The organism is Marinobacter antarcticus (assembly GCF_011049865.1).
GTDB lineage: Bacteria > Pseudomonadota > Gammaproteobacteria > Pseudomonadales > Oleiphilaceae > Marinobacter > Marinobacter antarcticus_A.
Genome location: NZ_DRGY01000009.1, coordinates 1 through 19,145, shown reverse-complemented (window position 1 = coordinate 19,145; position 19,145 = coordinate 1). Strand labels below are relative to the sequence as shown.

The 19,145-nt window shown below is 53.9% G+C and carries 23 protein-coding genes and 1 other RNA gene; 14 read left to right on the top strand and 10 right to left on the bottom strand.

What is annotated here, in order from left to right:
- From ENI00_RS01345 to ENI00_RS01335, 3 genes are all read right to left on the bottom strand, one after another.
- A partial coding sequence (locus ENI00_RS01345; RefSeq protein WP_304097695.1) for an FAD-dependent oxidoreductase occupies positions 1-265 on the bottom strand: 265 nt, incomplete at its 3' end.
- Positions 266-269: 4 nt separating this feature from the next.
- On the bottom strand, positions 270-1,589 hold the full coding sequence (gene pepP / locus ENI00_RS01340) for a Xaa-Pro aminopeptidase (protein WP_304097692.1): 1,320 nt from the start codon (positions 1,587-1,589) through the stop codon (positions 270-272).
- 26 nt (positions 1,590-1,615) lie between these two features.
- Positions 1,616-2,218, bottom strand: coding sequence for a UPF0149 family protein (locus ENI00_RS01335; protein ID WP_304097689.1), 603 nt, complete (start codon positions 2,216-2,218; stop codon positions 1,616-1,618).
- A gap of 158 nt (positions 2,219-2,376) precedes the next feature.
- Between ENI00_RS01335 and ENI00_RS01330 the strand changes: the two genes are divergently transcribed.
- On the top strand, positions 2,377-2,946 hold the full coding sequence (locus tag ENI00_RS01330) for a ZrgA family zinc uptake protein (protein ID WP_304097687.1): 570 nt from the start codon (positions 2,377-2,379) through the stop codon (positions 2,944-2,946).
- 2 nt (positions 2,947-2,948) lie between these two features.
- Here the strand turns inward: ENI00_RS01330 and ENI00_RS01325 are convergent, their stop codons facing one another.
- The gene (locus ENI00_RS01325; protein ID WP_414674188.1) at positions 2,949-3,350 is read right to left on the bottom strand and encodes a DUF3299 domain-containing protein; all 402 of its coding nucleotides are present in this window, start codon (positions 3,348-3,350) and stop codon (positions 2,949-2,951) included.
- 262 nt (positions 3,351-3,612) lie between these two features.
- Here ENI00_RS01325 and ENI00_RS01320 point away from each other — a divergent pair, with 262 nt between their 5' ends.
- The 5 genes from ENI00_RS01320 to ssrS all read left to right on the top strand — a co-directional run bounded on the left by ENI00_RS01320 (position 3,613) and on the right by ssrS (position 6,489).
- Positions 3,613-4,320, top strand: a complete 708-nt coding sequence (locus ENI00_RS01320; protein ID WP_304097681.1) for an ABC transporter ATP-binding protein — start codon at positions 3,613-3,615, stop codon at positions 4,318-4,320.
- Positions 4,317-5,621 (top strand): ABC transporter permease, encoded by a 1,305-nt coding sequence (locus tag ENI00_RS01315; protein WP_304097678.1) that lies wholly within the window; start codon positions 4,317-4,319, stop codon positions 5,619-5,621. Before ENI00_RS01320 ends, ENI00_RS01315 begins: the two co-directional genes overlap by 4 nt.
- A gap of 124 nt (positions 5,622-5,745) precedes the next feature.
- Positions 5,746-5,952, top strand: a complete 207-nt coding sequence (locus ENI00_RS01310) for a TIGR02449 family protein (RefSeq protein WP_304097675.1) — start codon at positions 5,746-5,748, stop codon at positions 5,950-5,952.
- A complete protein-coding gene (locus tag ENI00_RS01305; RefSeq protein ID WP_304097673.1) occupies positions 5,952-6,248 on the top strand; it encodes a cell division protein ZapA in 297 nt (98 codons plus the stop codon). Before ENI00_RS01310 ends, ENI00_RS01305 begins: the two co-directional genes overlap by 1 nt.
- Before the next feature lie 61 nt (positions 6,249-6,309).
- Positions 6,310-6,489, top strand: a non-coding RNA gene (gene ssrS, locus ENI00_RS01300) — 6S RNA.
- Between the two features lie 351 nt (positions 6,490-6,840).
- On the opposite strand, the gene ENI00_RS01295 is transcribed toward ssrS, so the two are convergent.
- Genes ENI00_RS01295 through ENI00_RS01285 form a run of 3 tightly spaced genes read right to left on the bottom strand, consistent with a single transcriptional unit; the run spans position 6,841 to position 8,530 of the window.
- A complete protein-coding gene (locus ENI00_RS01295) occupies positions 6,841-7,437 on the bottom strand; it encodes a hypothetical protein (RefSeq protein ID WP_304097670.1) in 597 nt (198 codons plus the stop codon).
- Positions 7,438-7,440: 3 nt separating this feature from the next.
- A complete protein-coding gene (locus ENI00_RS01290) occupies positions 7,441-7,776 on the bottom strand; it encodes a hypothetical protein (RefSeq protein WP_304097667.1) in 336 nt (111 codons plus the stop codon).
- Positions 7,769-8,530 carry a TIGR04255 family protein gene (locus tag ENI00_RS01285; protein ID WP_304097665.1) on the bottom strand — a complete coding sequence of 254 codons (762 nt, stop codon included), beginning with the start codon at positions 8,528-8,530 and terminating at the stop codon, positions 7,769-7,771. Before ENI00_RS01285 ends, ENI00_RS01290 begins: the two co-directional genes overlap by 8 nt.
- A 386-nt stretch (positions 8,531-8,916) precedes the next feature.
- Here ENI00_RS01285 and ENI00_RS01280 point away from each other — a divergent pair, with 386 nt between their 5' ends.
- Complete coding sequence (locus ENI00_RS01280; protein ID WP_304097662.1) at positions 8,917-9,501, top strand: 5-formyltetrahydrofolate cyclo-ligase; 585 nt, start codon at positions 8,917-8,919, stop codon at positions 9,499-9,501.
- Between the two features lie 11 nt (positions 9,502-9,512).
- Here the strand turns inward: ENI00_RS01280 and ENI00_RS01275 are convergent, their stop codons facing one another.
- Together ENI00_RS01275 and ilvA are read right to left on the bottom strand one after the other, a co-directional pair.
- On the bottom strand, positions 9,513-9,683 hold the full coding sequence (locus ENI00_RS01275; RefSeq protein WP_304097659.1) for a hypothetical protein: 171 nt from the start codon (positions 9,681-9,683) through the stop codon (positions 9,513-9,515).
- A gap of 212 nt (positions 9,684-9,895) precedes the next feature.
- Entirely contained in the window at positions 9,896-11,473 is a 1,578-nt protein-coding gene (gene ilvA, locus ENI00_RS01270; protein ID WP_304097698.1) for a threonine ammonia-lyase, biosynthetic, read from the bottom strand.
- A gap of 93 nt (positions 11,474-11,566) precedes the next feature.
- Here ilvA and rpiA point away from each other — a divergent pair, with 93 nt between their 5' ends.
- From rpiA to ppa, 3 genes are all read left to right on the top strand, one after another.
- Positions 11,567-12,247: a ribose-5-phosphate isomerase RpiA gene (gene rpiA, locus ENI00_RS01265; protein ID WP_304097657.1), complete on the top strand. Its 681-nt coding sequence runs from the start codon at positions 11,567-11,569 to the stop codon at positions 12,245-12,247.
- Between the two features lie 89 nt (positions 12,248-12,336).
- Positions 12,337-13,476: an acyl-CoA dehydrogenase family protein gene (locus tag ENI00_RS01260; RefSeq protein WP_304097654.1), complete on the top strand. Its 1,140-nt coding sequence runs from the start codon at positions 12,337-12,339 to the stop codon at positions 13,474-13,476.
- Positions 13,477-13,686: 210 nt separating this feature from the next.
- A complete protein-coding gene (gene ppa / locus ENI00_RS01255; RefSeq protein ID WP_304097651.1) occupies positions 13,687-14,214 on the top strand; it encodes an inorganic diphosphatase in 528 nt (175 codons plus the stop codon).
- 73 nt (positions 14,215-14,287) lie between these two features.
- Here the strand turns inward: ppa and ENI00_RS01250 are convergent, their stop codons facing one another.
- On the bottom strand, positions 14,288-15,340 hold the full coding sequence (locus ENI00_RS01250; protein ID WP_304097648.1) for a DUF2333 family protein: 1,053 nt from the start codon (positions 15,338-15,340) through the stop codon (positions 14,288-14,290).
- 254 nt (positions 15,341-15,594) lie between these two features.
- On the opposite strand from ENI00_RS01250, the gene ENI00_RS01245 reads away from it, so the two are divergent.
- The 4 genes from ENI00_RS01245 to ENI00_RS01230 all read left to right on the top strand — a co-directional run.
- On the top strand, positions 15,595-17,208 hold the full coding sequence (locus ENI00_RS01245; protein WP_304097645.1) for a diguanylate cyclase: 1,614 nt from the start codon (positions 15,595-15,597) through the stop codon (positions 17,206-17,208).
- A 266-nt stretch (positions 17,209-17,474) separates the two neighbouring features.
- Entirely contained in the window at positions 17,475-17,915 is a 441-nt protein-coding gene (aroQ, locus tag ENI00_RS01240) for a type II 3-dehydroquinate dehydratase (RefSeq protein ID WP_304097642.1), read from the top strand.
- A gap of 27 nt (positions 17,916-17,942) precedes the next feature.
- Complete coding sequence (gene accB / locus ENI00_RS01235; RefSeq protein WP_304097639.1) at positions 17,943-18,404, top strand: acetyl-CoA carboxylase biotin carboxyl carrier protein; 462 nt, start codon at positions 17,943-17,945, stop codon at positions 18,402-18,404.
- An 18-nt stretch (positions 18,405-18,422) separates the two neighbouring features.
- A partial coding sequence (locus tag ENI00_RS01230; RefSeq protein WP_304097636.1) for a biotin carboxylase N-terminal domain-containing protein occupies positions 18,423-19,145 on the top strand: 723 nt, incomplete at its 3' end.

Sequence of the window (19,145 nt, the reverse complement as noted above, 5' to 3'; positions counted from 1 at the left end):
TTGACCAAAGCTCGAGCTCTTCAAAAATAAGCCGCGAGCCCCAGGCAAGTGCTGTCGAACGGGCGTCATAGCTTGGCTGATAAGCATCGGGCAAGGCTTCCGCAGACAGCGGGAAAGCCTCAACGACGGTCACTCTCAGGCCAGGAGAAACCCTGGCAAGCGCCAGGGCCAACGTGGCGCCCGCAAGCCCGCCGCCGGCAATGATCACATCGGTATCGGTACCGATATTGCCAGCCGTATCGTCATCAGAATCGGAAGGTTTCAAAGGCTCATTCCGCCATAAGTGCTTCGATTTCGTCAATGGTCTTGGGCACGCCGTTCGTCAGTACGCGGCAGCCCTCTTTGGTCACCACGATGTCGTCTTCAATACGGATACCAATACCCCGCCATTTTTCATCCACATCGGTATTGTCCGGCGCGATATACAAGCCAGGCTCTACCGTCAGCGCCATGCCAGGCTCAAGCAGCCGCCATGCGCCGCCAATTTTGTAGTCGCCCACATCGTGCACGTCGAGCCCCAGCCAATGGCCGGTACGGTGCATGAAGAACGGTTTGAAGGCCTCATTGGCAATGGCGTCGTCGACCGTACCCGTCAATAAGCCCAGATCAATCAGTCCGCCGGTCAACACTTTCAAAGCGGCTTCGTGTGGATGATTCCAGTGATTGCCAGGGCGAACCGCGTCAATTGCCGCATACTGAGCCGCCAGCACCACGTCATAAAGCGCCCGTTGTTCGGCACTGTATTTGCCGCTGACCGGAAACGTGCGGGTAATGTCAGAGGCATAGCATTCCACCTCACAGCCTGCATCGATCAGCACCAGATCGCCGTCTTTCAGGGGTGCCGTGTTCTCGATGTAATGCAGGATACAGCCGTTAGTGCCGCCGCCAACAATGGAGGGATAAGCGGTAGAGCGGGCGCCGTGGTTCATGAAGGTGTGTATCAGCTCGGCTTCCAGGTTGTACTCGTGCCCCCCTTTACGTGCCCGCTTCATGGCGAGGCAATGGGCTTCGGCGCTTATGTCAGCTGCCCGGGCCATTGCCTTGATCTCATGGGCGCTCTTGTAAAGGCGCAAATCGTGGAGCAAGTGCTCCAGCGCCACGAACTCACCCGGTGGATGCGCACCGCTTCTGACTTTGCTGCGGATAACCTTGACCCAGTCCATCACACGGGTGTCAAAACCCTGATCTTTACCCAGCGGGTAGTACACCCGGCTGCGCCCTTCGATCATGCCAGGAAGGATATCGTCGATGTCGGATACCGGGAAAGCGTCATCCAGGCCGTAGCGTTCAATCGCGCCCTCGGGGCCCACCAGGAAACCATCCCACAATTCCTTCTCCGGGTGCCTCTCCTTGCAGAACAACACCGATTCACCGTGTTCACGGCCCGGAATCAGCGCCAATACCGCCTCTGGTTCACCAAAGCCGGTGAGGTACTGAAAATCGCTATCCTGGCGAAAGGGGTGCAGTACGTCCCGATTGCGAACACGCTCGGGCGCGGCCGGAATAATGGCAATGCTGTCTGGCGCCATGCGCTCCATCAGTTTACGACGGCGCTCGGCGAATTCCTTGACGGGTATAATAGACGACATAAACTCTCCCGCAGTGTGTGGCATTCTCAGTGTAGCGTTGGCGCATAGGGGGACGCCGGCTTTTCCGGAGGATTGAACTCGGTAAATACGGCCAGGGCCCCGAGCCGGATGTATTCGGTTATTTCGAGCAGTTGTTGCTCACTTTCGTGATCCGACGCCTCATCTTCGGACACCTGGCTGATGGCCACCATGTCTGCGATGAGTTCACGAATTTCGTCGGGCGCCTCGCCCAAAGACTCCCCGGCAGACAAAGCCATTCCCTCAAGAAAGCCGCGCACCCAGGCCACCAAGGCCTCTAGGCGCTGATCAAGGGCGTAGTCGTCGTCGGGCAGCAAGGGATGAAAACTCATGTCAGCCGACTTCAAAAACGCCAACGCCTGCTCGTAGGCGTCGTTCATGAATACTGAAAGATCGTCGGCCTCATCGGTTGCGCTTTCCGGCAACCCCATATGCTCGCAAACCATCGCCAACCAGTCCTGATCTTCCAGGCGAGAACCTGCGGCCAGGCGGCCGCAAAGAGCGCCATGAAGCTCAGAGGGGTGACTGAACGCTTTATGAGCCGTGAAAACATTCGCCCAGCGCTCGAATTCAGCGGCGTGGCCCGCATCGGCAGTGTCGTTTTCTGACATGAACCAAGACAATCCTGTGTTGTGGAATTAATGCGTCATCCTAACATTCAGACAACTTCAAGACACCTTTCAGGCGCCTCCAGGCGCTGGCCAGTTGATCTTCACAGGCCAAATTATTATTATGTTATAACATACCATTATTTTTAAAAGGACGAAGAATGCGTACCCCAACGCTTTTGGCGCTATCCATTACAATCGCACCTGTGAGCGCGCCTGCGCTGGGCGCAGACAGCCCGAGCTCGCACCAGCACGGGCACGCGGAAATGCAACTGGCATTCAGTCATAACCGGGTTGAGGTGATGCTCACGTCACCCGCTGCAAACCTGATTGGTTTCGAGCATGAACCTCGCTCACCAGAACAGCATCAAACGTTGGACAAGGTTACCGATTGGCTGGGAAAAACCCCGCTGGTCAACACGCCGGAAACAACCTGCACGGTGCAAACCGGCTCGGTTCAGCATGCGCTCGCAGGCGATCACGAGGAGCATGCGGATCACGAGGAGCACAGCAATGAAGAATCCGCACAGAGCGGTCCAGGGCGGCATGCCGATATCACCGTCACCCAGATTCTGACGTGCCCCGGGCTGGATAAGTCGGTTTCACTGACAACGCCGCTCACCGCCCGTTTCCCCAGCCTGGAACACCTCGACCTGGCCTGGGCGGGCCCCGATGGACAGGGCTCAAAACGTCTGGAAGAAGGCGAAGCCTCCTTCAAGCTGCGGCGCTGAGACTACTGTTCATACGGCTTAACGGCGTCTGCGCTCATCGAGTAAGAAGAAGTTCCAAACTCTGTTTCCGTGCGATCAATGGCCAGCGTGCCCTCAACCCAGACCGGATCATACAGGGCTTCCAGAGTGAACCCTTTTTTGTACTTGATGTGGATAATCTGGTTGGGAGGTGGGGGCGGCACATGAATGCAGGCGCCATAGTAAGGCACCAGAAAGAATTCCAGAATGCGCATGTCTTTGGTTGTTTTGAGCGGCACCACAAATCCGGGGATTCGGCCTTCAACGTTACCCATCTCCGGAACAACCCTGCCGGTCATGATTTCGTCGGGCAACAGAGGTGGGCCATCGCCCTCGTGCACCAGTTCTGGCATATTCTCCAGCAACGCGAGATCCTCGGCGGGCATCAGTTCCAACCAGTCAATGTCGCGCGGCTCTGACCGCGATCCTGACGGTGATTCTGACTGAAGCTCCGAGTGCACCGGCACAGAAACGCTCAACAGAAAAACCAAAAAAGCGGGGGATAGAGCCCGGAAAGGAACGCGTAACGAGTGAGGCACCAAGCATCTCTTCAAACAACTCTCCAAGCAATTTTCCAGAGAATTAACAGCCAGGCAAACGCCGGCGAATGACATTCAGACATAATACACGGGACACACAACAACCAACATGACCAGCCATTCAGAATCCGCTTCCCAGGGCGCGCCTGCGGCACTTGATGTCACAGACCTGACGTTTCGCTGGGACAAGCATCAGCCGGCCCTCACCTTTCCCGACCTTTGCCTGTCGCAGGGCAAGCATCTTTTTCTTCACGGGCCAAGCGGTTCCGGCAAAAGTACGTTCCTGAGCCTGATGGCCGGTATGCTTCCGCCAACCGGCGGCAAGATCAGATTACTGGGCACCGACATTCTCCCGCTAAGTGCCGGGAAACGCGATGGCTTCCGGGCCGACCATATCGGCGTCATATTCCAGCAGTTTAATCTGGTGCCCTACCTCACGGCCGAAGCCAACGTGACCCTGCCATGCAGACTCTCGTCACGGCGCCGGGCAGCAACAGATGAGGCCCCGGCGAGGGCGGCTCAAAGGCTGCTGACGGCACTCGCCATTCCCCAAAGCCATTGGAAACGTAAGGTGACGCAGCTCAGCATTGGCCAGCAACAGCGCATTGCTGCAGCGCGGGCGCTGATCGGTTCGCCGGAGATTATTCTGGCCGACGAGCCCACATCGGCGCTGGATAGCGACAATCGCGATCGCTTCATCAACCTCCTGCTGACCATGGCTGAAGCGCGCAATACCTCTGTGCTGTTTGTCAGCCACGACCGCTCGTTGGCTCAGCACTTTCACCATCAGCTTCAACTCCGTGAGGTACCCGTATGAAAGCTCGCCTTGGGCTCGCTTTGCCGCGTTCGTTATCGCTGGCAATATCACTGGCCACCGCAAGTCTCTGGCACCGGCGTAAAGTGCTGGCGTTAGTGTGTCTCACGCTGACATTGAGCGTTACCCTGTTGCTCGGCATCCAATACCTACGCACAGACGTGAAGCAGTCCTTTACCAGCACCATCAGCGATACTGACCTGATCGTCGGCGCCCGAAGCGGTCAAATCAACCTGCTCCTGTACACGGTGTTTCACATTGGCGATGCCACCAACAACATCCGGTGGTCTACGTTTCAGGATCTCCAACAGGACACGCGCATTGACTGGTTGATCCCTGTCTCCTTGGGCGATAGCTACAAAGGGTTCCGGGTGGTAGGCACAGACAAAGGATTTGAAGACCATTTCCGATTTGGCCGTGGCCAGCCCCTGAAGCTCGCCAACGGCCAATGGTTTGACGGCGTTTTCGATGTGGTGCTGGGGGCAACTGTGGCCCGTACCCTGAACCACGCCGTTGACGATCGGATAATACTTTCCCACGGCGGCGGGCGTACCAGCTTCTCAAATCACAAGGACACTCCGTTCACCGTTACCGGTATTCTTGAGGCCACGGGCACGCCCGTGGACCAGGCGGTGTATATCAGTCTGCAAAGCATGACGGCCATGCACGTTGGCTGGGAGTCGGGCGTTGCCATTCCCGGCCGAACAATCACGCCAGAGCAAGCCGAGAGCCGAGACCTCACACCCAATGCCATCACCGCTGTTTTCGCCGGGCTGGACCGAAAAATACTGACGTTCCGCGTGCAGCGTGACCTGAATCAGTACACCGGTGAGCCACTCTCTGCCATTTTGCCCGGTGTCGCCCTGAGTGAACTTTGGCGGCTGATGAGCCAGTTTGAGCGGGCACTGCTCGCCATAACCGGGTTTGTGGTGATCACCAGCTTGATCGGGTTAATTGCCGTGCTGCTCACACTGCAAACACAGCGCGCCCACGAGATAGCCATTCTGCGTGCCACAGGTGCGTCTCCCGGGCTCATCGCAAGCCTCTACGTTATCGAGTGCCTGGCCCTTGCGGTGGCCGCCTGCCTGATATCGCTTGCGTTGAGCGCTGTGGCGGTGTCAATACTCAGCCCGTGGCTGCTCACGCAATACGGTGTTCAAATCCAGCTGCGCGCGCTGAATGCTGAAGAATGGGGGCTACTGGGGTCTGTGCCTCTGGCCGCTATGCTCGTGGCTCTGGTTCCGGCATTCAGCGCCTGGCGCCAAAGCCGCTTACAGGGCTTTGGAAACCCCGGCGAGTCGTGACACAGGTCTTACAAAACAAGCAAATACCTTTGAAAAACAACTTATGACACCCCTGTAAATTGACCGCTCTGGCGCGCGCACTTATAGTTAGTCGAATTCACCTCAAACCTATGCTGGGCAAGTCATGGAACAGTCCGAAGTACAAGCATTAGCGGACAAGCTGGACAAGCTGATTGAACACTGCCAGAAACTGGAGCAGAACAACGTCGCTCTCAAGCAGTTGCAGGATGACTGGAACCGGGAACGATCCCAGCTTGTGCAAAAAAATGATCTTGCCAAAAACAAGATCGAAGCCATGATCGGTCGCCTTCGGGCACTGGAGCAGCATTGATGTCTAAGCAATCCACCACCCTTGAGGTGAAAATTCTCGATAAGGAATACCTGGTCTCCTGCCCGGAAGAGGAACAGGACGCACTTGTGCGCGCCGCCAGACATCTGGACAGCAAAATGCGGGAAATACGCACCAGCGGCAAGGTGTTCGGAACCGAGCGTATCGCCGTGATGGCGGCGCTGAACATGACCCATGAACTGATTGAGCGGGACACCATGTCGGATGCCACCAGCGCACTTCTCAAGGCCATGGACAGCAAGCTGGAAAACGCCCTCGGCGAGCCCTCTAATCACTGAATCCCCAGAGATTTCCCGATAGGTGTTGCAATCGGCCCCGGGTCTGGCCCTATAATGATTTTACTTCCTGGGCTGTTCGCTGGTCGGATTCGTCCTCGAGCCGATGCGCTTTACCCAGGTGGCTACTCTAGGGCATTGTGAGCATGTCCCCGTCAGGGGAAAGCCTAATATGTCACAGCGGCCACCGACCTTGAACTTTGGGTTCAAGGGCTACATCTGATAACGGCAGCTCGGGAAGCTTCATTTTCAAAAATTAATCTGAAAATAGTTACTTACGATCTTTACCCACTACCGCATTGGCGCGAAAGACTGATGCAAAGCGTGACTGTCCCTGCATACGAACAAGCCTTCACCAACGCCCCGAGACTTCCAGTTTGCAGTATCGAAAAGGTATCCCAGGGAATTTCGTCCGTACTTCGGCAAGACTGAAATCAAGAAAAGCTGCAAGACAGTGGACCCTTCATTAGCCCGCATATGTCAGGGGGCAAGGGGAACTGCGAATGATCAACAGGTTCGAAATGGTCACTCAGATTTATCCAATAATATGAACTAGGAACAAAGAAAACACCTTACTCAGTATGAGCTATATCGCCTATCCTCGCACCAGCCCCTCATGGACTCTACAGAAGTGAAAAGACAGCTTAAACAAAAAGAGATAGTGCCCAATTTGACTCAAACTGAATACTCGCTTTTCGCCCACTGAAGGCACTAATTCAATCGGTATCGAATGCAGATCATCCAGAAGCGCAATTGAGTCTTCAGCGACCCCGAAACCTTCTGGTAAGTACATGAGATTTGTAACACGTTGAGCGCGTATATCATTAAACTTAGATATAATCTTGGCGCTGTTAACTCCAGCCTTCGCCAGAAAACTCTCAAAAACAGACAACGCGATAATCGGTGCAAAAGTCAATTTTGCGGGTAGATCACGAGGATTACCAGGCGATATATCACAGGTGTTGGAAAGAATTATTCCGGTGACGGACTCCCGCTGCATCGAACGTATATCTACAATGGGAAGAGATCGAGCACCATCTCCCTGAATCCATTGCTTTTCGTCGGTCTCGCAAAACAGCGGGACAGTCTTACCTTCAAGAAAACTCTTCAATTCCTTGAGAAACCCATCCGCTCGATCTTTAAACAAGTGTAGAGGGAGTTGCGTAGCCAAATCTTCCGGTGAAAAAGTCATGAATTAAGATCGGGTATACATATTCCAGAGGTTGTTCTGAAGAACTTCCTCGAATTCAGCCCCGAGCGACGTTTGCTCAGCCGCAAATTTATCGAATAGCTTTTTAACATACCCCTCATGTTGGCGCTGAATATTTTCCGCCAAAAAATAGTCTGAAGCTCCCGCATAGGTCCCGTCCGTAGCATCCACATATGGTGCCACGAGCTTGGCGTCATAGGACTTAGGGTCAACTTCCATGGAGTGAATGTCTTGAACACCTCCCATCAACGCTCCAACGATAATTATAGGAGCAAATCCCGGTGTTCTACTCGCAAGTTCCATAGAGTACTCATTACTCATAAGAAGGCTCCAAATATTCCACTGTTTCTTCCTTTAGACACTCAAAAAACATCGTTTTATTTTCAAGGTGGAGACTGTCTAGCATATCTGGGAGAGAAGCGCTTAGCTGTTCCCAGCTTTGAAAGCTCACTGGGCAAAGTGAATCTATATCTACAATAGCCCCTTTTCGCTCTCCCATCTCCGAATGCCTAACCATTGCCGGGGCACCCACCGAAACAACGTGCAAAGCGTGCTCTCCGGGAATTTCCATGCGAAGGTTAAAACTTTCATCTGTCAGCGAATACTTACCTACTTCCACACTAAGGTTCAGTCGGCTTAACTGTTTTTCCACCGAAGCTCCCGGTATCAAATCTACGTACTTGAGGGCGACACGTTCAACAGATTCCGCAACCTCGGAGTCTTTGACAACAGCAACAACCTCTAGAATCTTCTGTCGAAACTCCGACCACCCACGATACGGAATTTTACAGCCTAGCCCCACGCTGTGATCGCTGATGATAAGAATGTAGTTTTCCCAGTGAATTCTCAACACAGGCTGATATCGCATTCCATGCTCACGGCGCCTGACATCGGCTGGCACATCATGCAATGGCAAGCGCTCAATAGCTTGCTCGCCTCCCCTGAGCCCAAGTTGCTTCATAAACATACCGGGGAGAACTACCGACGCGATCGTTGAAGGCACGAACCTCATCTCGAAGACCACGTCAACAAGTGGCTCTTTGCCGAGTTTAGTAGGTAGCTTCAATATAGACATATAGCGCTCGCGCTTCCTCAGTCGATGAATAAGGACTTTCAATCCCTAAAGCGGCAGCCAGTGTAGTTATGAGCCTAGACCACTACTTTGAACTCAGTATAGGTAATAAATGGAAACATAGTATACGAGTCTTGGTAGCGTTAGACCAACAGTTCAAAAGCTTACGAGGCTAACCACATTCGAAATTAGCGACTAAAACACCCTTTGTCACAAATAACTGGTACAATCGTTCTGCTGATCATATTGTAAACAATTGATTTTCAAGAACCTGATCGTGAACCTCTTGAACTTTGGGTTCAAGGGCTACATCTGATAACGGCAGCTCGGGAAGCTTCATTTTGAGCCAGCTCATTGACTCACACTCTTCTGAATCCGATTTACCTCCAATGTCTCGCCACGAGCTGCGCAAACATCTGCGCCAAAGCAGACGTATGTTATCGCCCCGGGAACAGGAACAGGCTGCTGCCGATCTTGCTCTGAATCTGTTAAAGAATCCGGATTTACACAGGGCAAAGCACGTAGCCATCTACCTGCCCAACGATGGCGAAATTGATCCGCACCCGTATATGGCCCTGGCCCGTCGCCGAGGGGTTCACTTTTACCTGCCGGTACTGCACCCGATTCACCCGGGCAAATTGGTTTTCAGCCCCTATTTCAACGGCGTTGAACTGACGGCCAACCGTTTTGGCATTCCCGAACCCGCATTCAGCAAAGGGCTCCGGCGGCCGGCCTGGGCGCTGGATGCAGTGATGTTTCCGCTGGTAGGGTTTGATGACAACGGAGGGCGCCTGGGGATGGGGGGTGGCTTTTACGATCGGACGTTTGCATTCGGTCGTCTGCGCCCAAGGCTGGCGCCGAAAATGATCGGCTTGGCTCACGATTTCCAACGGGTGGAAGAGCTACCGGTCGAACCCTGGGATGTACCGCTGCACAGCGTTGTAACAGACAAGCACATTTACCGGGTCAAATAATGCAGGGGACCTTACTGGGTCAGTGGATTTTTCGTCATTTGCGCAGAATCTGCAGCCACAGTGCTTTTCATTGCCGTCGCGGGTTTTTCTTCAGACGCCTGAAGCGACGTGAATCCGGTGATGATAAGGCCGACAGCAAAAATCAGCACGACTGCCCGGATAATATCAGGCTTGCCACCCATGACGCGTATTCCTGTTACAAGTAAGGTTAAATCTTCGGAAAATCAGAGAGCTATTCTTGCTTCACAGATTTTTACGGAAGATTAACACGCATTCTGTTTTTTACAATTTTTGACAGATTAAAGTTCAGTAAGAAAACGGGCGGGAGCGCTTATCAAGGCCGAACGCAAGTGCCAGGCCGGGAACAAGCTCCCGGCTTGGCAGCGCTCAGAGGTTAGGACGCTTTGCCGTTGCCGGCGCCCAGAAACAGTTGATAGGCTTCGTTGTCTGTCATGTTTTCATAACGGAAGCCCACTTTTTCAAGCATCGCTTCAAAGTCTTTCACTTCGTCATCATCTACCTGGGCCCCCAACAGAACGCGACTGTATGCCGCACCGTGATTGCGGTAGTGGAACATGGAAATATTCCAGCGCGTTCCCAGCGACATCAGGAATTTCAGCAAGGCTCCCGGGCGTTCGGGAAACTCGAACTGGAACACCTTCTCGTTGGCAATCGTAGGCGCGTGGCCACCGACCATGTGGCGGATATGCTGCTTGGCCATATCGCTGTCTGTAAGATCAAGAACCGAGTAGCCATTTTCACGGAGATCCTGCACCAGTTCGTCCCGACCTAAGCCCCCCGCCTGCACTTGAATGCCCACAAAAATCGTGGCCTGCGCCGCGTCTGCGTAACGATAATTGAACTCGGTAATGCTGCGCTTGTGCAGGGCATTGATAAAGGTCTTGAAGGCTCCCGGTTTCTCGGGAATGGTCACCGCGAGGATCGCCTCTCGCTTCTCGCCAATTTCCGTACGTTCGGAGATATATCTCAGGCGATCAAAGTTCATGTTGGCACCACTCAGGGTGGCGATCAGATTTTTATTCTCGATCTTTTCCCGCTCAATGTATTTCTTGATGCCCGCAACGCCCAGCGCGCCTGCCGGCTCGGCAATTGATCGCGTATCTTCAAAAATATCCTTTATGGCCGCGCAGATTTCATCGGTAGACACGGTGATCACTTCGTCCACGTGATCTTTGCAGATCTCCCAGGGATATTTACCGATCTGCTTTACCGCTACCCCGTCTGCAAAAATGCCCACTTCGTCCAGAATCACGCGCTTCCCCGCTTTCAAGGCGGCTTGCAGGCAGTTAGAGTCATCGGGCTCAACGCCAATCACTTTGATTTCCGGGCGCAGATACTTGATATAAGCGGCCATCCCGGCAATCAGGCCACCACCGCCCACGCAGATGAACACGGCGTGGATAGGCTTACTGAACTGCCACAGCATTTCCATGGCAACCGTGCCCTGCCCGGCAATGACATCCGGATCATCGTAGGGCGGTATATAGGTGTAACCATGCTTATCCAGCAGTTCCTGGGCATGAGCAGCCGCTTCATCAAACGCATCGCCCTTGAGCACTACCCGCGCACCGTGATCCCGCACCGAGCGCACTTTGATCTCGGGCGTGGTCAGCGGCATCACAATAACGGCTTTGATACCCAGCTTTTTAGCCGCAAGCGCAACACCCTGTGCGTGATTGCCGGCGGAGGCACAGATAACCCCCTTGGCCCTCTGTTCTTCAGACAGCTGGACAATTCGGTTGTACGCACCGCGAATCTTGAAGGAAAACACCGGCTGAAGGTCTTCACGCTTGAGCATAATATTGTTGCCAAAGCGCTTGGACAGGCTACGGGCTTCAGTGAGGGGTGTTTCGATGGCCACGTCATAGACGCGCGCATCGAGAATCTTCTTGATGTAGCGTTGCGGCATGTTAGTTCCGGTTGCTGGTGAATGATCGGAGAAAACCCACAGTGTAGAAAGTTTGCGGGGCAGCCGTCTATAAGGAGAGCATCCTTAAGCGCTATAATGAGCGCGAACCCATGAGAATTTCACCCGGAGCGCCACATGACCCAAGACGAACTCAAAAAAGCCGTTGCCCAAGCCGCAATAGACTACATTGCACCCCGGCTTGAGAGCGACAGCGTCGTCGGCGTTGGCACCGGCAGCACCGTCAACTTCTTCATCGACCTGCTCGCAGATCTGAAAACCGAGTTTGACGGTGCCGTTGCAAGCTCCGAGGCGACGGCAGAACGCCTGAAAAGCCACGGCATTCCGGTTTATGACCTGAACAGCGCCGGCGAACTGGAGTTTTATGTGGACGGCGCCGACGAAACCAACGAACACCTTGAACTGATTAAAGGCGGCGGCGGTGCACTGACCCGAGAGAAAATCATTGCCGAGGTTGCCAAAACCTTCATCTGCATTGCCGACGAATCCAAAAAGGTGGGCGTGCTGGGCGATTTCCCGCTGCCGGTGGAGGTTATCCCCATGGCACGGAGCCATGTTGGCCGTGAAATCGTAAAACTGGGCGGCGACCCCGTGTATCGCGATGGTTTCACAACCGACAATGGCAACATCATCCTGGACATATACAACATGGATCTTTCCCGCCCGATTCAGGTTGAGGAAAAGCTGAACAACCTTGTTGGTGTTGTCACCAACGGGCTGTTCGCACGCCGCGCGGCCGATGTGCTGCTACTGGGCACCAGCGAAGGCGTCAAGAGCATTCCTCGCAAAGGCACCTGACCCGGATAGCACCAGAACCAAGCGCTTGCTTGGTATTTGAATTTGCGCGACACTGCCTCCCTATCGTTTCCGAATAGAGGTGGAATCCTGTGTCTGATTACTTCAACGATACCCACGAACAGGTACGCCTGAGCGCGCGCAAATTCATTACTACTCACGTACGCCCCTACATCGATGACTGGGAAGAAGCCGGCGAATTTCCCCGTGATATTTTCAGGAAAGCGGGTGAGGCCGGTTTGCTTGCGGCCGGTTTTCCCGAAGCGCTTGGGGGTATGGGCGAAGGCGACGTGTTTCTGAAAGTCGCTATCTCCGAAGAATTTATGCGTTCCACTTCTGGAGGCTTTGTCGCGAGCCTCGGCTCCCTGGATATTGGCCTGCCCCCCGTTGCCAAATGGGCAAAGAAAGAGATTCGCGAAAAGATCGTACCGGCGGTACTGAGCGGTGAAAGAATTTCCGCACTGGCCATTACCGAACCTGGCGGCGGTTCTGATGTCGCCAGCCTGAAAACCCGCGCGGTTAAAGACGGCGACCACTACATTGTGAACGGCAGCAAAACCTTCATTACCAGTGGCACACGAGCAGACCATTACACCGTTGCTGTACGCACCGGTGGCGAAGGCCACGGCGGTGTAAGCTTGCTGTTGATTGATCGTGACACGCCTGGCTTTTCTAACGGTAAAAAACTGCGCAAAATGGGCTGGTGGGCAAGCGACACCGCCGAGCTCTTCTTCGAAGATTGCCGCGTGCCCACGGATCGCCTGATCGGCGCCGAGAACGCCGGCTTCATTGCCATCATGAGCAACTTCCTGTCGGAACGCCTGATGCTGGCCATCATGGCCTATATGACGGCGCAGATGGCCTATGAAGCCGCGTTGGAATACGCCAAGCAGCGCAAAGCGTTCGGCCGCAACATTGCCGGCTTTCAGGTGACTCGCCACAAGCTGGTGGACATGGCAACCCAGATCGACATAGTCCGCGAGTACACCTACCGCTGCGCCGCGCTTATGCAGGCGGGTAAAAATCCGATCAAGCAAGTGGCTATGGCCAAGAACTTTTCCGTAGAGGTGTGCGAAAACGTGACTCGCGAAGCGGTCCAGATCTTCGGCGGCATGGGTTACATGCGAGAATCGGTGGTTGAGCGCCTGTACCGGGATGCAAAGATTCTCTCGATTGGCGGCGGCACCACCGAAATCATGAAAGAACTGATTGCCAAGCAGATCAGGCTATAAACGTTCACGTCTCAACAATGCCCTCGAGCGCAAGAGGCGCCGGGCAAAGGTAGGGTGGGCGATCGCTAATCGATTTGCTGAGTGAACGAAGTTTAGTTTCGAACTGCGAGAAGTTTAGTTTCGAACTGCGAGAGAGTTCCGTATAATTGCGCGCACAAATTTTAATCATTGTTAAACGCACATCCGAGACCTACTCAGGAAGGATCGCACATGATTTTTGCCAACATTCCCGCAGGCATCAACCCGCCTGAAGACATCTACGTTGCCATCGAAATTCCGGCGTATAGCTCGCCCGTCAAGTATGAGCTGGATAAAGATATGGGCGCCCTGCTGGTAGACCGGTTTATGGCGACTCCCATGTTCTACCCGGCAAACTACGGATTCATTCCGCACACACTGGCAGACGACGGCGACCCCCTCGACGTGCTCGTTGTTACGCCTCACCCGGTTGAAGCTGGCTCGATTATCCGCTGCCGGCCGGTAGGTGTGCTGAACATGGAAGATGAAGCCGGCGGCGACGCAAAACTGGTAGCCGTGCCCCATGACAAACTGACCCGCGCTTACACAGATGTGAAGGAAATCGACGATCTGCCAAAGTTGCTGCGCGATCAGATTCAACACTTCTTTGAAAACTACAAAACCCTTGAGCCTGGCAAGTGGGTGAAGGTGCAAGGCTGGGACAACGCCGCTGCAGCGAAACAAGCCATCGTCGACTCGATCAAGGCTTATAAAGGCTGATCTTTTCGTCTGAGCACAAAAAACCGGGCTTCGTTTAAACGGGCCCGGTTTTTTTATGCCTGATCAGAAACTTTCAGCCTCTGGACAACAGATCTCTCATGTCGCTGATTGCCGCGCTGGCCCGGGACAGATAAGCCGCCATCGTCAATGAATGGTTGGCCAGTACACCAAACCCGCCACCGTTCAGAATGATCGGGCTCCACATCTCGCCCTGGGTGCCTTCCAGCTCAATAATCACCTGCTTTACGCTGGCCATGGCGTTTTTATCCTGAAGGATCTTCCGGAAATCCACTTCAATCGCCCGGAAGATGTGCAACAACGCCCAAGAGCTGCCACGAGCCTCATAAAACACATCGTCGATTTTCGTCCAGTCTGTTTTTATATCAATGCCGCCGGTTTCTTCGTCCAACGGATTACTAGAATCCACATTAGCCACTGCTTCTGAAACCGAGGCCTTGCCAACGCTTTCGCCAAGCGTGCGCGAAAGACTGCCCAAGCGGGTTTCCAGGTCGCCCAGCCAATTACCCAGGTTGTCTGCTCTGGCAAAGAACTGCGCGGTGGCCTCTTCCGGGTTGGAAAGGCGATTGAGGTAGCGCTTGAGCGCAGTAATACCGCGTCGGTACTCCGCTTCCGTAGAGGGAATGGCCCAACTTGAGTTGTCAAAGTGGAATTGCGGCTCGGCAATGATCAGATCGGGGTCTTCTGCAGATTGGCTCTGGGAACGACTGATGTCTTTGCGCATCGCCCGGGACAAATCGCGCAGTTGTACCAGCACGCCGTATTCCCAACTTGGCATGTTATCCATCCACAGGCCCGGCGGGAAAACGTCATTCGAAATGTAGCCGCCCGGCTTATCCAGAAGGGTTTCGGCAATGCGGATCATCGTCACGGTTGTTGCAAAACCGGTTATGGGTTCCCTCTGCATCTCATTGGCTACCGCTCGGGTGTGAGCGCGCACGGAGAAAGTGGCCGGCTCAGTGCTCCAGTAAATCCCCAAAGCCACGGTCACCAACAGATAGACCAGCAGAACAACCACAACAAACTTGGCGATTAAGCCTTTGTTGCCAGCAAAATCCTGAGTGTCGTCCTTTTTGTCTTTGAAATACTGTCTGATTTTGCCTGGCATATTACGTTAAGCCTCTTGTTTGTTGATTAGCTGTGCAAACAATCTGTACTGATCCTAACCTATGGTGCTCTCTATATACACAGGTGCTCTTTATATACACGCCGCAGAATTGACAAACAATTACACAGTGCAACCTACGCCAACAACTCTATACGCTATAGTCTCTGGAAACATACTAGAGTTGGGTAAATCGTCCACGCCGTCGTCCAATCCGTATCGGGCGCCCCAATCGAATTGCGACAGACCGGAGCACAATGAACGACGCAAGCCAGAAAGAAAAACTCAGGCAGCATTTTGCACGCCGCGTGACAACCCAGGCACGGATTGTTCTGGACACTTGGCAGAATATTCACAGCAATCACGATTCCTTTCCAGCCCATCGCAACGAGCTTCTTTCCACCTCCGATAAACTGGTGCGTTACGCGCAACGATTTGAGATGGCCGGCCACGCCGAAGCCGGCAGTGCTATCCTGATGATCATTCAAGACTGGCCGGCCGATACGCCCTTGGATGAAACCACTGAGCAGCGGCTTCAGAAAGCCTTTGCCGCTCTAGCGCGCAACACTCTACGGCGAACCGACCAAAGCAAAACCGAAGCACCTCATCAGTTCCGCCGCACACCGGTTTACATTGCGCTTTCAAACGCTGAAATGGCGAGCAGGCTAATCCGGCAACTTGAATTTTTTGGCTTTCGCGCGTCTGCCTTTGATTCTGCCGATGACCTGACCGAGGCGTGCTCGCTTCACAAGCCGGAGACCATCCTGATGGATGTAAACTTCGGTGGCCGCCCGAACGCCGGCCTCGCCACTGTCGAACACTTGCAGGAGCGGCACGACACCCCCATTCCGATTATTTTCATGAGCAACGAAGACGGAACCATTCAAACCCGTCTGCGCGCATCCCGTTGCGGCGGTGAAGAGTTTTTCTATCCGGCAGTTGATCCGGGTCAGCTTATCGAAAAAATTGAAATTTATACCCACGGAAACACCATTGAGCCCTACCGGGTGCTGGTTCTGGACGACTCCAGAGCTCAGGCAAAATTCATGGAAACGGTTCTGAAAAGAGCGGGTATGACCGCACACATCATCACCGACCCCATGCAGATCATTGATTCGCTCGATATGTTTTCCCCGGAAATCATCGTTCTCGACATGTACATGCCCGGCTGCACCGGCATGGAGATTGCCCGGGTTATTCGCCAGCAGGACAGATTCCACAGCGTGCCCATTATTTACCTGTCTGCCGAGGACGACGTTACCAAGCAACTGCACGCCATGAGTCTCGGAGGCGATGACTTTCTAACCAAACCTGTCGACCCCAAACATCTGATTGCAACGCTTCATAATCGCGGTCGGCGTGCGCGTTCACTGCTCGCCCTGATGATACGTGACAGCCTTACCGGGTTGTATAATCACACCCATACCCTGCATCTGCTGGATCAGGAAATCGTTCGTGCCCGGCAAAAAAATCAATCTTTGTGTTTTGCGATGATCGACATTGATTACTTCAAAAAGGTAAACGATACCTTTGGCCACCCCATTGGCGACCGTGTTCTTCGCAGTCTCTCGATGTTTTTCAAGCAGCGTCTGCGTAAAACGGACCATATCGGCCGTTATGGCGGTGAAGAATTCGCGATTATCCTGCCCGACACCCGGCCCAGCGATGCCCGCAATGTTCTCAACGAAATACGCGAGCGCTTCTCCGAGCTCCAACAGCCTGCAGGTGACCGTGAATTCACCGTTACCTTCAGCTGCGGCGTGGCAGCCTGGAACAACGAATCGTCGCAAACCCTATGCGAACGCGCCGATCGTGCGCTTTATCTCTCCAAAGAGCAGGGTCGCAACTGCGTTACGTCCGTTGATAGCTGAAGAGCCAAAGGCAGCCCCGTGGGTAGCCCTGCGGGGCTATTCGTATGAAACCATCGTCGTATAGAAGTCATTCCGGTCGTTCACGACAATGATTGTCCCAATCGAAAACACCTGGTTCGAGCGCTCTCGGTATACCCGTTACGACCAATGGACGACAGCGAACATTGTCAAAAAATGTTGATTTGAAGAAAAAAAGCACACACCATTGGTGGAAAATACCGTTAATTTCGGCGATCCTGATTAAAAGATAAAAGGCAGACGCATCCATGTCGACAATTCTCGTGCTCCATGGCCCCAACCTGAATATGCTCGGAACCCGCGAGCCTGAGGTTTACGGCCACGAGACTCTGGCGGACATTAACGATCGGTTGCAGACTAAGGCGGCGGAAAACGGCCATCAACTCCTGCACCTTCAGTCGAACGCGGAATACGAGCTTATTGATCGAATTCACGAGGCCCGGGCGGAAGGTGTGGATTTCATGATTATTAACCCGGCCGCCTTCACGCACACCAGCATTGCCCTGCGGGATGCCATACTGACCTCGGAAATCCCGTTTATAGAAGTGCATCTTTCCAACGTGCACGCGCGGGAGGCGTTCCGCCATCACTCATTTTTTTCCGATATCGCCGTAGGCGTTATCTGCGGACTGGGCGGCGAGGGGTACAATCTCGCGCTTCAAGCTGCCATGCAACGAACTCACCGATAGACCTGACAACACGGGACTGGACTAATTATGGATATTCGCAAAGTCAAAAAACTGATCGAACTGCTTGAGGAGTCTGACGTCGAAGAGCTTGAAATTCACGAAGGCGATGATTCTGTTCGCATCTCCCGTCGTCGTGAACAGGCGGCCGGTGGCCAATATATGAGCCACTACGCACCGCCACCGGCTCAGCATGCTCCGGCACCTGAAACGCCGGGACCCGTTCAGGAAGACAGCGCCCAGCCCGCTGTCTTTAACGGGCACGCACTGCGCTCTCCTATGGTAGGAACCTTCTACCGGGCACCGTCTCCCACTGCTGATTCGTTCGCAGAAATAGGCCAGAAGGTCAAAGCCGGCGAGGTTGTCTGCATTGTTGAGGCCATGAAAATGATGAACCAGATTGAGGCCGACAAGAGCGGTACGATCACTGAAATTCTGGTCGATAACGGTCAACCCGTAGAATTTGACCAGCCGCTGTTAATCATTTCCTGAACCCGGTGATAGCTACTCATGGCCATGTTAGAAAAAGTTCTGATCGCAAACCGGGGTGAAATAGCCCTCCGGATCTTGCGTGCCTGCAAGGAGCTCGGCATCAAAACCGTAGCGGTTCACTCAAAGATAGACCGCGATCTGATGCACGTGCGCCTGGCCGATGAATCTGTCTGTATCGGCCCCAACAGTGCTCTGGAAAGTTACCTCAACATTCCAGCGATTATCAGCGCGGCTGAAGTGACGGATTCCGTTGGTATCCATCCCGGCTACGGCTTTCTAGCCGAAAATGCTGACTTTGCTGAACAGGTCGAGAAAAGCGGATTCCGCTTCATCGGCCCCAGAGCGGAAACCATTCGCCTGATGGGCAACAAGGTGTCTGCCATCAACGCGATGATTCGCGCCGGCGTACCGACTGTTCCGGGTTCAGACGGTCCACTGACGGATGACGACGCCCGCTCCCTGGAAATCGCTCGCAGAATCGGCTACCCCGTTATGATCAAGGCTGCTTCAGGCGGCGGCGGTCGTGGCATGCAGGTGGTTCACTCAGAAGCCGCATTGCTCAAGTCCGTTCAGATTACCCAGAGCGAAGCGCACAATGCGTTTGGCGACCCCACGGTTTATCTGGAAAAGTTTCTGGAAACTCCGCGCCACGTAGAAGTTCAGGTTCTCGCCGACATGCACGGCAACTGTATTCACCTGGGCGACCGCGACTGCTCCATGCAGCGCCGCAACCAGAAAGTT